Annotated in this window: 12 protein-coding genes and 1 tRNA gene; 7 read left to right on the top strand and 6 right to left on the bottom strand. The window is 38.6% G+C overall.

Annotated elements, in window-relative coordinates:
• Positions 1-375: 375 nt before the first annotated feature.
• The gene (locus tag ACTB0Y_RS06420; protein WP_463205985.1) at positions 376-1,749 is read right to left on the bottom strand and encodes an exonuclease domain-containing protein; all 1,374 of its coding nucleotides are present in this window, start codon (positions 1,747-1,749) and stop codon (positions 376-378) included.
• Between the two features lie 129 nt (positions 1,750-1,878).
• On the opposite strand from ACTB0Y_RS06420, the gene ACTB0Y_RS06425 reads away from it, so the two are divergent.
• Positions 1,879-2,301, top strand: coding sequence for a DUF2147 domain-containing protein (locus ACTB0Y_RS06425; protein WP_463205986.1), 423 nt, complete (start codon positions 1,879-1,881; stop codon positions 2,299-2,301).
• Between the two features lie 52 nt (positions 2,302-2,353).
• Here ACTB0Y_RS06425 and ACTB0Y_RS06430 read toward each other — a convergent pair whose 3' ends face one another.
• The gene (locus ACTB0Y_RS06430) at positions 2,354-2,527 is read right to left on the bottom strand and encodes a hypothetical protein (protein WP_463205987.1); all 174 of its coding nucleotides are present in this window, start codon (positions 2,525-2,527) and stop codon (positions 2,354-2,356) included.
• Between the two features lie 79 nt (positions 2,528-2,606).
• On the bottom strand, positions 2,607-3,197 hold the full coding sequence (locus ACTB0Y_RS06435) for an RNA polymerase sigma factor (RefSeq protein WP_463205988.1): 591 nt from the start codon (positions 3,195-3,197) through the stop codon (positions 2,607-2,609).
• 380 nt (positions 3,198-3,577) lie between these two features.
• Here ACTB0Y_RS06435 and uvrA point away from each other — a divergent pair, with 380 nt between their 5' ends.
• Entirely contained in the window at positions 3,578-6,361 is a 2,784-nt protein-coding gene (gene uvrA, locus ACTB0Y_RS06440) for an excinuclease ABC subunit UvrA (RefSeq protein ID WP_463205989.1), read from the top strand.
• Positions 6,362-6,416: 55 nt separating this feature from the next.
• On the opposite strand, the gene ACTB0Y_RS06445 is transcribed toward uvrA, so the two are convergent.
• Entirely contained in the window at positions 6,417-7,613 is a 1,197-nt protein-coding gene (locus ACTB0Y_RS06445) for a metallophosphoesterase (RefSeq protein ID WP_463205990.1), read from the bottom strand.
• Between the two features lie 433 nt (positions 7,614-8,046).
• Here ACTB0Y_RS06445 and ACTB0Y_RS06450 point away from each other — a divergent pair, with 433 nt between their 5' ends.
• The 4 genes from ACTB0Y_RS06450 to ACTB0Y_RS06465 all read left to right on the top strand — a co-directional run bounded on the left by ACTB0Y_RS06450 (position 8,047) and on the right by ACTB0Y_RS06465 (position 11,560).
• The gene (locus ACTB0Y_RS06450; RefSeq protein ID WP_463205991.1) at positions 8,047-8,262 is read left to right on the top strand and encodes a sensor histidine kinase; all 216 of its coding nucleotides are present in this window, start codon (positions 8,047-8,049) and stop codon (positions 8,260-8,262) included.
• 147 nt (positions 8,263-8,409) lie between these two features.
• On the top strand, positions 8,410-9,915 hold the full coding sequence (locus ACTB0Y_RS06455) for an AbgT family transporter (RefSeq protein WP_463205992.1): 1,506 nt from the start codon (positions 8,410-8,412) through the stop codon (positions 9,913-9,915).
• Positions 9,916-10,052: 137 nt separating this feature from the next.
• Entirely contained in the window at positions 10,053-10,823 is a 771-nt protein-coding gene (locus tag ACTB0Y_RS06460) for a class I SAM-dependent methyltransferase (protein ID WP_463205993.1), read from the top strand.
• 398 nt (positions 10,824-11,221) lie between these two features.
• Positions 11,222-11,560 (top strand): 7(1) septoil knot domain-containing protein, encoded by a 339-nt coding sequence (locus tag ACTB0Y_RS06465; RefSeq protein WP_463205994.1) that lies wholly within the window; start codon positions 11,222-11,224, stop codon positions 11,558-11,560.
• A gap of 64 nt (positions 11,561-11,624) precedes the next feature.
• Here the strand turns inward: ACTB0Y_RS06465 and ACTB0Y_RS06470 are convergent, their stop codons facing one another.
• Both ACTB0Y_RS06470 and trxB read right to left on the bottom strand, forming a co-directional pair.
• A complete protein-coding gene (locus ACTB0Y_RS06470) occupies positions 11,625-12,947 on the bottom strand; it encodes a glycosyltransferase family 4 protein (RefSeq protein ID WP_463205995.1) in 1,323 nt (440 codons plus the stop codon).
• A 236-nt stretch (positions 12,948-13,183) separates the two neighbouring features.
• On the bottom strand, positions 13,184-14,149 hold the full coding sequence (trxB, locus tag ACTB0Y_RS06475) for a thioredoxin-disulfide reductase (RefSeq protein WP_463206009.1): 966 nt from the start codon (positions 14,147-14,149) through the stop codon (positions 13,184-13,186).
• 383 nt (positions 14,150-14,532) lie between these two features.
• On the opposite strand from trxB, the gene ACTB0Y_RS06480 reads away from it, so the two are divergent.
• A tRNA-Pro gene (locus ACTB0Y_RS06480) sits at positions 14,533-14,607 on the top strand.
• The last annotated feature ends 139 nt before the right edge of the window (positions 14,608-14,746 follow it).

The raw sequence follows: 14,746 nt of genomic DNA on the forward strand, positions 1-14,746 counted from the left end.
TGGCGGCAAATTTATGAAATCTGGCCATTATTTGAAAAAGTTTGTGTTTTTTTTGATGAAGAAAGCATTTTATCAACTATTTGAACTTTTACGTTTTTGTTACTGTTTAGTAAAAGATAGATTTAAATTCATTCAGCTATGAAAAGTTTTTCTGTTTTGTTGCTTTTTTTAACTTCATCGCTTTTTGCGCAGCATCACCATCACCAATGTGGACAGTCAAAGCGGCACTTATTGGTCAAAACCTGGGACAAAAATCCGGAAAAGAAGTTAATTTGAAACAGGTGAGTGATAGCCGTTTCGAGCATTCTTTAGGAAGTGGTGTATATTTTGTAAAAATTAGGCTGGCAAATGATCAGCAGCACGTTCATAAATTGATTATTCGTTAAAATATATAAAATCCTGGAATTTCTTTCTGCTGATAAAACTACGCAAAATACTTCGGATGTCTTTATCGTCATCATAGGGTCTCACAATGTTGTGCAGGTCTTCAAAGTTCTTTATCAGCTCTTTTTCAGCAAAACCAAAACCTTTATAAACGCCATTTTCTACTTTAACAATCGCTTTTTCTGCCGCATTTCTTCCTTTGTCTATAATGAAATATGAGTTTTTAGGAATAGATGTATGCTCAATTAATGCCTGTACACGTTTATTGTATTCTTCAGGTGCTTCTACACCAATACATGCGCCACGACAAAGCCCAATTTGCTGATGAAAACACCCAGAATCTGATTTATATACACCACAAAGTTTTTGGCATAATTCATATTGTTCAATCTGTGTGTGAAGGTATTTTTCACCTTCTTTTTTGTTATTAAAGAGCACAAGGGCATCACCGTTTTTTAAATTGTTTCTTTTCAGAGATAGTGTGATGTAACCATTATCATCAATTGTTGCGAATAACCCCCATGTAAAAACTGAACGGCGTAACAATCTATTATACTGAGGCTTGTGTTTTTTTACTTCTGCTGCCTCGTAGAGTAAGGCAATAAGTTCGCTGCCGGTAATTTCGTAGTCGATTTCGGCAATGCGCGATTTCATTTCTATAGCCCGCACTGAGCTTTTGTTAGAGAAATGAGTATAAATACGTTTTTTTATATTCACACTTTTTCCAATGTAAATGGGGTTGTGCTGGTCATCCAGGAAGTAATAAACCCCGGCAGATTCCGGGAGTGATTTGAGTGTTTTTTTGTCTAAATGCTCATTTATTCCCTTTAATACTTCTGAAAGTTCCACATCGGTAAGGTCATCTCCATCATGTTTATCCAGTAAATGTTTAAAAAGCTCTACGGTTGCCAACGCATCTCCCGAAGCTCTGTGACGGTTTTCAATTTTTATTTTTAATTGTTCTGAGAGTATGCCCAGACTGTAGGAGGGGAGGCCGGGTAGTAGTTTTCTGCTCAACTTTACTGTACACAAATATTCTCTTTGATAGTCGTATCCAAGCTTTTTAAATTCTTGCTTTATGAAGTTATAATCAAAGGCTGCATTATGTGCCACAAAAACAGACTCTTCAGTAATCTCCACTATTTGCCTGGCAATTTCGTAAAACTTAGGGGCATCGGCCACCATTTCATTCGTAATACCCGTAAGCTGTTGTATTTGCTGCGGAATATACCGTTCGGGATTAATAAGGGTAGTGAGTTGGTCTACTATTTTTTGTCCATCAAATTTGTAAATAGCAACTTCAGTAATTTTCTCCTTGTGGGCATTGCCTCCTGTAGTTTCGATATCGATTATAACGTAATTCATACAAAAAATTTGTGCTCATTTATCAACAAAAAATGTGCAGTATTGTAAAATATTTGAACCTCAAAGTTATGAGAATTGTATATTTTTAAAGTGTTTATATTGTGCAGAATTACATTTAAATCGTGGAATATGAAAAAAAGCTTTCTAACTATTTTAATGCTTGCCATTACAGCTTTTGTGCTTGCTCAACCTGTTACCGGTCTATGGAAAACCATTGATCATGAAACTGGTAAAGCCAAGTCTAAAGTTGAGATATACAAGCAAGGAGATAAGGTGTATGGTAAAATTATCAAAGTTTTGAACAAAGAAAATCCGGAAACTCTGCGTTGTGATGATTGTCCTGAACCATGGACAGATAAACCAATTCTAGGCTTACAAATTATTCGAGGCCTGGAGCAGGATGAAGACGGTTGGTACGCAGACGATGCTATAATTGATCCGGAACGTAATAGAGTCTATGACTGCCGTATTTGGCGCGAAGGAGATATGCTTAAGGTTAGAGGATATATTGGTTGGTTTTATGCCACTCAGGAATGGCATGCCGCTGAATAAAAAAGGGGCTTCATATTGCTATGAAACCTCTTTTGAAACACATTCGAAATTATCAGTTTATAAATAATTTTATATCTCCCAGTGTATCGGTTTTAACACTCATGGTGCAATATACATAAGCCATAATATTACTGACCAGAGCGGGAGGCGCTGATTTAAGTTTTTCTTTCCCCAGGAGTTTGTCAAAGTGCTCCGGGTTACTATTAGGCGTAAATGATTTTTCCATAGGCATTTTCATATCAGTTTAATGTTTGATACCAAAACGCAGCCTAAAAGAAAATATTTTATCCTAAATGAAAAAATTTTCAGGAGAGTGAGAATGCATGCTCCTGATCTAAAATCATTTTGCGCATATTAATTAGTGCATATCGCATTCTTCCCAAAGCAGTGTTGATTGAAACGCTTGTATGCTGCGATATTTCTTTAAAACTCATACCCATGTAATGGCGCATAATTACTACCTGTCTTTGTTCAAAAGGCAGTTGTTCTACCAGCTCCCTTACATTTCCGTGAACCTGTTTCCTTGCCATTTCTTCCTCAATAGTGAGATCGGCAAAGCGAGTAGAGTTTAACAGATCTACCTCGCTTTCGTCGTTAGAAACGGTACGAAGATTTTTTTCTTTCCGGAAATGGTCAATGACCAGGTTATGTGCTATTCTAAGCACCCAACTTACAAAGCGTCCCTCATCTTTGTATTTTTTCCGGCGTAAAGAATTGATCACTTTAACGAAAGTGTCCTGGAAAATATCTTCTGCCAACTCTTCATTTTTGACGAGCAAAAGAATATATGTAAAAACGCGGTCTTTGTGCCTGTTGATTAGTACCTCAATGCTGGAATTTTTTCCATCAATGAATTCTTGAACGAGGTCGAAATCACTCTTTTGATCGGCTCTCATAAGCTTACCTTTTTGATTAGTCAGAGTAGATTTCTTTCTATAGGCACTAATTTTTTTGGTGGTTTATGGTTACAAAAATAGTTATCGTTTGGTAAAAACCAAATTTTATATTGCTTTTACGCTTACATAATATCAAAAAGTTGGCCATTTTATCAATGAAATTTCACCTTTAGTGTAAAAATAAGTGATATTGGTTAATTATAACGATTATTTTAGCAAAAATTTTCTATTAAAATATTTTTTTTCGGCTCAAATGGCTTTAAAACATTAGAGGCATTAAAATTGTACACGGCCTGTAATGCATTTTATAAGCAGTTTTCTTTTTAAAAGCAACAATCAGCTGTATTTTTGTCCGTTATTTGTCTCAATCCAAATAGTTAATGAAAAATATACACAATAGTTATATCGACATAGCCAATGCTCGTGTACACAATCTTAAAGGTATTTCTGTAAAAATACCCCGAAACCAGTTTATTGTGATAACAGGAGTATCGGGTTCCGGAAAATCAAGTTTGGCTTTTGATACACTCTATGCCGAAGGTCAACGCAGGTATGTAGAGAGTTTATCCTCTTATGCCAGACAATTTATGGGCCGTATTAATAAGCCAGAAGTAGATTACATAAGAGGCATACCTCCAGCCATTGCTATTGAGCAGAAAGTGAATACGCGCAATCCGCGGTCGACAGTGGGTACTTCCACAGAAATTTATGAGTATCTGAGACTTTTGTTCGCTCGCATTGGAAAAACATTTTCACCCGTTTCAGGGCAGGAGGTTAAAAAAGATAGCGTAACAGATGTGGTGAACTTTCTGATACAAAATGCTCCGGATGAAAAAGCAATGATTCTGGCACCGGTAAAATTTGATGACGACATGCTGGAGCGTTTAAAAATGAGAGGGTACAATCGTATTATTTGCAGGGAAGACGTGATACGGCTCAATGATATTGAAAATGTTGAAAAGCTAAAAAAGTGCGATGATGTATATCTCGTGGTGGACCGCGTTGTAGCTAAAGATGATGAAGATAATGTGAGCCGCATGGCCGATTCTGTCCAGACAGCTTTTTTTGAAGGTCATGGTGCAAGTACATTAATGTTTATGGACCAAGATGGTACTAAATACAATTTCTCCAATCGGTTTGAGCTTGATGGTATTACATTTCAAGAGCCAAACGAGCATTTCTTTAGCTTTAATAGCCCGCTAGGTGCTTGTCGACGCTGCGATGGATATGGACAGACAATTGGTATTGACCCCGATTTGGTAGTGCCCGATAAAAGTTTATCTGTTTATGATGATGCCATAGCCTGCTGGAAGGGAGAAAAGATGGGAGAGTGGAAAGAACAACTGGTGCAAAATGCGCATTTGTTCGATTTTCCTATTCACCGGCCATTCTATGAGTTGACCGATAAAGAAAAAGAACTTTTGTGGATTGGTAATCAGTATTTTGCCGGATTGAATCGTTTCTTTGATTATTTGGAGCAGAAAGCCTATAAAATTCAATACCGTGTTATGCTTAGCCGCTACCGGGGTAAAACTACTTGTCCGGAATGTAATGGTAGCCGGTTACGTAAAGATGCTGCTTATGTGCAAGTAGCGGGAAAAAACATGCAGGAACTGGTGCAACTGCCTGTACAAAAACTCATGCCGTTTATTGATAATTTGGAACTCAATGAATATGACACACAAGTGAGTACTCGAATTTTGCAGGAGATTAAGAGCCGACTTATGTTTTTGAATGACGTTGGTTTGGGATACCTCACATTAAACCGACAATCATCCACGCTGTCGGGCGGCGAGTCGCAGCGTATAAACCTGGCTACTTCGCTGGGAAGCAGCCTGGTGGGTTCGGTTTATATTTTAGACGAACCCAGCATTGGTCTTCATCCGAGAGACACGCAAAATCTAATTGGTGTACTTACACGGTTAAAAGAATTGGGTAATACGGTTGTGGTAGTTGAGCATGAAGAGGAATTTATGCATCATGCCGATCAAATAATTGATATTGGTCCACTTGCCGGGTCTAATGGAGGAGAAATAGTCTTTCAGGGAAATGGAAAGGAATTACTAAAAAGCATTAAAAGCCTTACGGCAGATTATTTAACCGGAAAAAAGAGTATTTCTGTACCGGAAATTCGTCGTAAAGGTCGTAATTTTTTAAATATTGAAGGAGCCCGTCATCATAACCTTAAGAATATTGATGTACGCATTCAATTGCAGGCTCTTACGGTTATTACAGGTGTTAGTGGCAGTGGAAAATCTTCACTTATCCGAAATATTTTGTACCCTGCCTTGCAACGAAAATATCAGGGGTACAGCAACGAAAAAGGCGACTTCAAGCAATTAACCGGAGATTTCCAATTGCACAAAGGAGTAGAGTTTGTGAATCAAAATCCGATTGGTAAATCTTCAAGAAGTAATCCGGTGACCTACCTAAAGGCCTATGATGAAATACGTTCACTTTTTGCTTCACAGCAACTGGCAAAGCAACAAAATTTTAAGCCGGCACATTTTTCCTTTAATGTTGATGGAGGCCGTTGCGATGAATGTCAGGGTGAAGGTATCATTAAAGTAGAAATGCAGTTTATGGCCGATGTTGAGCTGGTTTGTGAGTCGTGTAAGGGAAGACGCTTCAAAGACGAAATTCTTGAGGTGCAATATAAAGATAAATCGATTTTCGATATACTTGAGATGACCATCGACGAGGCAATAACCTTTTTTGGAGCGGAATCGAAGGGCAGTGCAGCTAAGGTAGCTAAAAAGCTACAACCATTGCAGGATGTAGGTTTAGGGTATGTTAAGCTCGGCCAGTCATCAAGTACATTGTCTGGTGGAGAAAGCCAGCGTGTAAAACTTGCATCATTTCTTTCAAAAGACCAAACTACCGATTCGCTCATATTCATTTTTGACGAACCTACAACGGGCTTGCATTTTCATGATATAAGTAAATTGCTGGATGCTTTTAATGCGCTCATTGAAAATGGACACTCAATAATTGTAATTGAGCACAACCCTGAAATAATAAAATCGGCTGATTGGATTGTCGATCTTGGCCCTGAGGGCGGTGATGGAGGGGGGAGTCTGCTATTTGAAGGAACGCCCGAGGAACTTGCTCAATGCAAGAATTCTTACACAGCAAAATACATCAGCGATAAGTTAAATGTGTAACAAGGTCAATATATTTTATGCCTGCCATTTTTAAGCCTGTGCAGGGATGCGTTGGTTATTTTGCTTTGAGTGTGATAAGCGTTATTTCAGGGCGCATACCAATTCTGCCGGGAAAACCAATGGTTCCGGCGCCAATATTTACATAAAGAAATTTGTCCTGGTGCTTGTACAGCCCGCCCCATTTGTCGTACCTCAGGCTCACAGGACTCCAATTGAAAGAACCCGATCGTATACCAAATTGAAAACCGTGTGTATGGCCGGCAAGTGTTAAAAAAATCGGTGCTTCATGACGCTTAACTTCCGCATCCCAGTGCGACGGGTCATGACTCAGCAAAATAACAGAATGCTGTAAGCTATCTGGGAGTGTTTTTTGTAAATCACCATATTGAGGAAAAGGCGGGTGGCCCCAGTTTTCAACCCCGGCCAGAAGAATCGAATCATTACCCCTAATGAGGTATTTATGTTCATTTCTGAGCAACTGCCAATTAATTTCCTCAAAAAATGATAATACCGCCTTGAAGTTGAGTTGTTTATCATGGGAAGATACCCATTTTACATAATCTCCGTAGTCGTGATTTCCAAGAATCGCATAGGTTCCGTCTTTACTCTCAATCTTATTTAAAATATTTTGCCAACCATTCAGCTCAGTAGCAAAATTATTGACTATATCTCCGGTAAAAAAAACTGCATCAACATTCAAATCATTAACTCTGTCTACAATATTACTGAAACTGCGTTTAAACCTTTCAGAGGTGCCCAGGTGCAAATCAGATATTTGTGCTATGCGATAACCATCGAATGATTCTGGAACATGTTTAGATTCAATGGTTTGCTCAATTACACGGAATTGAAAACGAATAACGAATATTCCTAAAATGCTGATTACTAAAAACAGCACACCAATGGTTAAAGATATGGTTTGGGCAGGCTTGCGTTTTAAAATGTTAATAATCTGAAAAATGAATAATATCAGCCTGAACAGAATGGCAAGCAAGCGAGGTATATAAAAAATAATCATTATAGAAATGGCCAGAAAAAACAATGAATAATTGTCTTCCTGAAGATATTTATATGATTCGGGCGATGAGGAAAATAACCAAATCCAACACAATGTATACAGTATTCCACTGCCCAGCGATAGAGCCAACCATGCTTTTTTCTTACGCTTACGGCGCAGGAAAATATAGTAAAAAACTAAATCAATAAGAATGATAAATATGGCTATCGAGAGCACACCAACATATAATCGCATGTAAAATATTTTAAGTTTTTAAATTAGATAATACAACAGTATGTACTAAAAAAAGTTTGTAAAGTGATAAATTTCAGCTTATCATGAGGTTTGACATTTTGTTAACTATGCGTTATTGCATAGTATTGATATTATTATTAATAACCTTAAGGGATTGTAATGAAATAAGTAGGCCGTTTTAACGAAGTTATTTGTTCTTTAGCAACTTGAAAATACTGCGAATAGCGGGCTATTTAATGAATTTTCAAGGAAGTTAAAGGGCAAAAGAACAAGTTTAAAATGTCAAGTTATTTCGGCACAATCCCTAAGCTCTTTTGCTACTCCACAAAAGAGTCCGGCAAAGTTATTAGCAGATTTGCAATTTGCAAATGCGGATTCAATAAAAAAAAATCTTCCTATGAAAATGGAAAAATAGAAATATCGTCAGATCAGTGTGCAAGACCATGATGTGGGCATGAAATCTGAGACAGTTGAAAAAGTAATGCAATCAAAGTCTTTTCATTCACAGTTAGGTACAACCAAAGAAAAAGGTTCTGGCTTGGGGCTTAAACTGTGTAAAGATTTTGTTGAGCAACATAACAGAGAGCTTACCACTGATAGTGAGCCGGATATAGGAACAACGGTTAGGTTCACTATACCTAAAAACTAACTTACCTAAACAATTATATTTCCAATTTTGTATATGATCATATAACTTTTTTTATGGATTTTTGAACAAACTAAACCACACGGCTTTTGAAATTTCAAAGATCCCCTTATTTTTGGCAGCTTAAAAATCAGAAAAAAATGTATTAAGATGTTTAAAGCACTCAGAAAGTTTTCGTTCCTCAATTTTGTGGAACGCGTTGGAAATGCCTTACCACACCCGGCCACACTTTTTGCACTTTTTGCCGTAAGTGTGTTGTTTCTATCTTTTATTGCGCATTTGGTCGATTGGAATGCCATTCATCCGGTAACTAAAGAAGTAATTGAACCTGTAAACTTACTCTCAAAAGAGGGTATACACAGGGTTTTGCTCGAAATGGTCGAAAATTTCACCGGTTTTGCTCCGCTTGGAATTGTATTGGTAGCTATGCTGGGTATTGGAATGGCTGATGGTAGTGGTTTAATTGGCGCATTGATCCGCAAACTGGTATTAAGCGCACCAAAAAAGCTATTGACATTTGTGCTGGTTTTTTCTGGTATACTCTCAAATTTCGCTAGCGATATTGGATATGTACTATTGATTCCCCTTGCAGGTGTAATATTTCTCAGTGTTGGACGACATCCTGTGGTAGGTATGGCGGCAGCATTTGCTGGTGTTTCGGGTGGTTTTAGTGCCAATTTAATTCTTGGTACCATTGATCCACTTCTGGCCGGTTTGTCGCAAGAAGCAGCCCGAATTGTAGAGCCTGCCTATGAAGTGAATCCTACAGCCAATTATTATTTTATGGTTGCCTCCACTTTTATTGTTGCAGCTGTGGGTACCTGGGTCACTGAAAAAATTGTGGCTCCGCGTTTAGGCGAATATAAGGGTGAGCATGAAGAAAATCTGGACTCGCTATCTAAAAATGAACGTAAAGGATTACGTGTTGCAGGTATTACTGTTCTGGGTGTGCTTGCAGTCATATTAATCGGTATAGTGCCTGAAAATGGATTTTTACGTGCCCATGATGGTACCATTTTAAATTCTCCCGTAATTAAAGGTGTCGTTGCCTGGCTTTTTATTCTTGCTGGTGGAGCCGGTGTAGCGTATGGAATTGCTACCGGAAAATACAAAAACGATTCTGATATTGTGAAGGGTATGACAGATAGTATTAGAACCCTCTCATCATATATTGTGCTTGTGTTTTTTGCTGCCCAGTTTGTAGCTTACTTTAAATGGAGTAACCTGGGGCTTATATTTGCTATAAAAGGGGCCGACTTTCTCGTTTCATTTGATGTAGGCCTTATTCCTTTGTTGATTATGTTTGTCATATTATCGGCAACCATTAACATGTTTATGGGCAGTGCCTCAGCAAAATGGGCTGTGCTGGCACCTATATTTATTCCGGTATTCATGTTTTTGGGCTATAGTCCTGAGCTCAGCCAGGTTGTGTTTCGCATTGGTGACAGCGTAACCAACATTATTTCTCCTATGATGAGCTTTTTTGCCCTGATCATTGCATTTATTCAGAAATATGATAAAAATGCCGGTATTGGAACAATCATATCCACGATGTTGCCTTATACAATTGCTTTTTTCATAGCATGGGTAATTTTATTAGTCATCTGGGTATGGCTTGATATACCGCTTGGTCCGGGTGTAAGTTTGCATTTGTAAATTAATTTGATGAGAATTGGACAATAATATAGCATTAGTAAAGTTTTCCAGCTAAAATACTTACATTTGATAAATGGCCATGCGCAAATTAGTCATCATATGCATGGCCACTTTTTTGTAAGAAAAATTAATATAGTATGAAAGAAAAAGTACGTGATTATCTGTTTAGAATTTGGTATTGGTATGTGAACAAAGTAGATCGCAAGGCGGAAATTTTGTTCATGAATTATGGATACCATAGCGACAAACATGATTTTAATTCAGCTGAGTATGATGATGGTAATCGTTTTTCAATTCAATTATATGATCATCTCGCTACAGCAGTTGATTTGAAGGGACTCGATGTGGTAGAAATAGGCAGTGGACGAGGAGGTGGGCTTTTTCATGTGAAACGAACACATGCGCCCGCATCGGCGTGCGGTATTGAGCTGGATAAAAGGGCTGTGAATTTTTGTAACACACATTATAAAGATGAACATCTAACTTTTAATCGGGGAGATGCACAGAAACTTGAATTGGAAAATGCTTCGTCTGACGTAGTGCTTAATGTGGAGTCGTCACATCGGTATCAGAACATGCAGGCTTTTTTAAGTGAAGCGCACCGTATTCTTCGACCCGGCGGTCATTTACTTTTAACAGATTTTCGTTACAAGCACGAAATGGAGGATTTAAGAAAACACCTTCTCAACAGCGGATTACAAATAGTTAAGGAACAACAAATAAATCGCGAAGTAATTACTGCACTTACCCTCGATGATTCAAGAAAACGAAACCTTGTAAAAAGGTTGGTACCGGGATTTCTCCATAAAGTAGCTTTGAATTTTGCAGGTACCGTTGGGAGTCAAACATACAACTTTTTTGAATCGGGCAAATATGTTTATTTCAGTTATGTGCTGAAAAAAGTATAACTGTTTTGATGGGTTGTAATTTACTATTTAATGATGGCACTTCTAAAAAACGAACCCCTAATCACCTAATTTTGTTTTAGTAAATAACATTTTGACGCTAATCCGTAAATTATATTCAGCGATGACTTAGTGCGTGTAAGAAAAACTCCAATAATTGCGCCGTGCCGTCGGTAAGCCTTTGGCGACCGATGGTTATGTTCATTTTGAAAACAGTCGATTACTTTAGTAAACTTCTTGATTTTCAATATGAACAAGTTTTATTCGAGACCTTTTATTGCTACGCACAGGGAAAAATCAAGTGTTTTCATAGATGCACTACTTAAACGTAACTATTTTTTGCGTCAACGCATTTTTTGTTATTTTTAAACAATTTTTCGTTTTGATTAAACTTTACGACCATGAAAAAACTATTAGGGTTAGCCATATTGGGTTTGTTAGTTACCTCAATCTCCCATGGGCAGAAAGTTTTTGCAGTTGATTATGCCAATCAGGCCGATGTAAAAGTTTATGTGGTTGATTATGAAAATCAGGCCGATTTGAGTATATACAAAGTAGAATACTCAAACCAGGCCGGAAAAAATAATGGCCGCTGGTACTTTACTGATTACGAGAACCAGGCTGATAAAACCATTTTTTATACCGAGTATGAGAACCAGGCAGATATAACAATTTATTTCGTAGCGTACTCAAATCAGGCTGGTTGGCGTACCAATAAAAAGCGGCACCTTTTTTATTGATGTTTTATAGTTTAAACATTGCTTCGACGTAAGAAAGGAAGGAAATATTTGTGAGTTGTTGTTTTCAATCATGCCCGGCTTTTACTTTTGCTTCGCACATTTCATCCAGTATGCCTGACAATTGACTTGTTAATCCACGGCGACTGAATTTTTCAAGATCTTTTTCGTCGTGTTTAAACGGGGCATCGGCTTCCTGCCACTTGGTAAAGGCTACGAGTATTTGCTTTTTTATGGCTGCTTTGTCGTCAAAATCTATCATGGGATCGCGATGGGCATTTCGAAGTATGTTCGCAGCATTGCCATCGGTGGGACCGATCCCCAGAATGGGGGTGCGGGAAGCAATATACTCAAAGAGTTTGCCGGTAATGATTAATTGGTTGCGTTTTGTGTTCGGAATGATAAAGAGCAGCATATCGGCTGTCATCATGGCTTTGGTAGCTTCCAGGTGGGGTACATAGCCATCAATTTGTGCCATATCATGGAGATCATATCTTTCCAGCGCAGCTAAAATACCATCGTCCACATTTCCCGTAAATGATAATTTTACCTGGAGTCCAAATTCATCGTATTCCTCTTTTAATTCCTTGAGGGTTTGCCACAGCGATTCAATATTTTGTCCGGGCATCAGGTTTCCCACATGGGCAATGGTGAATTTTCGGTTTTTGTCGTTCCAGGGCTGATAGGCCAGGTCATCCAGGTCGAAACCATTATAAATAACCGTAGGTTCGGCACGATCTGAAAATTCATCTCTGAGGCCATCGCTCACCACTGTCACCTTGTCTGCATCTTGAAGTACACTGTCCTCAATGGCTTTGTCCTTTTTTTGTGTGTTAGCTGTGCGTGGGAGTGTCTCGTTGTAAAAAATATTGGTCCACGGATCTCTGAAATCGGCCAGCCATTTAACGCCATGTGTTTGTTTAAGCTTTTGACCAATTAAATGCGTACTGTGGGGCGGGCCGGTGGTGATTACAATATCGATTTTTTCTTTTTCAATCAACGATTTTGCAGCTTTATAAGCAAAACGGTTCCAGCCTTTTCTTGCATCCGGAATAAAATAGTTGGCCCGGGCATATAGCGACATTTGTTTAATGGGATTTTGCCCGCTATTCATATTGAGCATACCTACTGTTCCTGATTTTTTCTCCTTTCCGGTAAGTCGGTTGTAGATACCAAATGGCTCATTGGTTCGTGTTTTAATTACCTGAACCTGTTCCGGAATATCTTTTAACAGGGTTTCATCTACTGAAGAATATGTGCCGTTTTCCACTGTTACAACATATGGTTTCCACCCAAATTCAGGTAAATACTTACAAAACTTGAGAAATCTCTGTACTCCAGGGCCTGAGGCTGGTGGCCAATAATATGTCAGAATCAGTACTTTTTGCATTTTTTTATAAAGCTTAGATACAAATTTAAGCGTTTATTGGCTCCTTGTAAAATAAAACGTGTTTTTTTATCAAAAGGCCCAGTTATCAGCTTTTACAGGACTTTTTAATATTGTCCTGCACTAGCGCTTTTTTGGAGAGGCAATAATTCAGCACCGTTTCAAAATGATGCGAAAATAGAATGGCCCTTCCGAGTCGAAAGGGCCATTTTTATTTCAATTTAAAAAAGTTTTAAGCATTATTCCTGTTCTCCAAGGAAACGCTCTGAATCCAGTGCTGCCTGGCAACCTGATCCAGCTGCAGTTACTGCCTGGCGGTATATTTTGTCTTGTACATCTCCGCAAGCAAATACGCCTGGAATATTTGTTTTGGTCGAACCTGCGTCGGTAATGATATACCCTTCTTTATCGGTGGTTAGATAATCTGCAAAAACTTTGCTGTTTGGTGTGTGACCAATTGCAAGGAAGAACCCGTCAATTTTTATATCTACCTCTTTTTCATCGGGTTGTCCCTTACGGTAAATCAGTTTAGCACCCTGAACAACACCATCGCCATAGATTTCTTTGGTATTGTGCTCGTAGAGTATTTCAATGTTTTTGGTATTGTCAACTCGCTTTTGCATGGTTTTCGAAGCGCGCATATGATCTTTCCGCACTATCAGGTATACCTTTTTTGCCAGTCCGGCCAGATAAGTGGCTTCTTCTGCTGCAGTATCGCCACCACCTACAACACCTACTACCTGATCTTTATAGAAAAAACCATCGCAGGTGGCACAGGCCGATACGCCTGAACCTCTGTATTTTTCTTCTGACTCCAGTCCAAGGTATTTGGCCGTAGCTCCTGTAGCAATAATCAGTGTTTCGGCTTCCAGTACTTTTTTATCATCCACAGCTACTTTAAAAGGCCGTTTACTCAAATCGGCTTTGGTGGCCATACCCCAGCGCACATCTGTTCCAAAACGCTCTGCTTGTTTTTTCAGGTCTTCCATCATTTCAGGGCCGGTAATGCCTGATGGGTAACCTGGAAAGTTTTCTACTTCGGTAGTTGTGGTAAGTTGTCCCCCGGGCTCCATACCCTGATACATTACAGGCGACAGGTTTGCACGAGCGGCATAAATGGCAGCAGTATAACCTGCAGGACCGGATCCAATAATTAAACATTTAACTTTTTCAGCTTCGCCTTCGGGCCAGCCATCTTTATTCATTTCTGCTTTTTCCTCAAGATTGTCGAGTGATTTAAACAATGCCATAATATTCTATTTTTTTTAGTCAGTTAGATACAATTGTTGTACAAAGGTAATATTATTGTCAAAATGACATTTAAAAATTAAGCATCTAGATGTTTCAATATTTATGCCAAAGCCTGGAGGTAATTTTGGCAGGAAATAGCCTGGATATTTTTTTGACCATTTAAATAAAAAATCTATCTTTGCAACCGCTTTATGCGAATCGGGATGTAGCTCAGTCCGGCGCCGCTTTTACACAAACTTCGTTTGTTAGTAAAATCGAGCGTCCACGAAAAAAGACGAAATCGCAGATTTCTGTTTTTTCGGGATTAGAGTACACTCGAAATGAAAACGAAAAATATCGGGATGTAGCTCAGTCCGGTTAGAGTACTCGTCTGGGGGGCGAGGGGCCCCGAGTTCAAATCTCGGCATCCCGACTGGAAAAAGGAGGAACCGTTCAGAATTATCTGGACGGTTTTTTTGTTTATCGGGGCCCGGAATTGAATCTTTTGGAATCTCCACAATAATTAACAAAAAGGTTGCCTGATAAGGCAACCTTTTTTGTTATTTGAATTG

Source organism: Salinivirga sp., assembly GCF_055145285.1.

Excerpts from the sequence above, each read along its gene's own strand:
- ACTB0Y_RS06420 (WP_463205985.1), bottom strand. The coding sequence starts at position 1,749 with ATGAATTACGTTATAATCGATATCGAAACTACAGGAGGCAATGCCCAC.
- ACTB0Y_RS06425 (WP_463205986.1), top strand. The coding sequence starts at position 1,879 with ATGAAAAAAAGCTTTCTAACTATTTTAATGCTTGCCATTACAGCTTTT.
- ACTB0Y_RS06430 (WP_463205987.1), bottom strand. The coding sequence starts at position 2,527 with ATGGAAAAATCATTTACGCCTAATAGTAACCCGGAGCACTTTGACAAA.
- ACTB0Y_RS06435 (WP_463205988.1), bottom strand. The coding sequence starts at position 3,197 with ATGAGAGCCGATCAAAAGAGTGATTTCGACCTCGTTCAAGAATTCATT.
- uvrA (WP_463205989.1), top strand. The coding sequence starts at position 3,578 with ATGAAAAATATACACAATAGTTATATCGACATAGCCAATGCTCGTGTA.
- ACTB0Y_RS06445 (WP_463205990.1), bottom strand. The coding sequence starts at position 7,613 with ATGCGATTATATGTTGGTGTGCTCTCGATAGCCATATTTATCATTCTT.
- ACTB0Y_RS06455 (WP_463205992.1), top strand. The coding sequence starts at position 8,410 with ATGTTTAAAGCACTCAGAAAGTTTTCGTTCCTCAATTTTGTGGAACGC.
- ACTB0Y_RS06460 (WP_463205993.1), top strand. The coding sequence starts at position 10,053 with ATGAAAGAAAAAGTACGTGATTATCTGTTTAGAATTTGGTATTGGTAT.
- ACTB0Y_RS06465 (WP_463205994.1), top strand. The coding sequence starts at position 11,222 with ATGAAAAAACTATTAGGGTTAGCCATATTGGGTTTGTTAGTTACCTCA.
- ACTB0Y_RS06470 (WP_463205995.1), bottom strand. The coding sequence starts at position 12,947 with ATGCAAAAAGTACTGATTCTGACATATTATTGGCCACCAGCCTCAGGC.
- trxB (WP_463206009.1), bottom strand. The coding sequence starts at position 14,149 with ATGAATAAAGATGGCTGGCCCGAAGGCGAAGCTGAAAAAGTTAAATGT.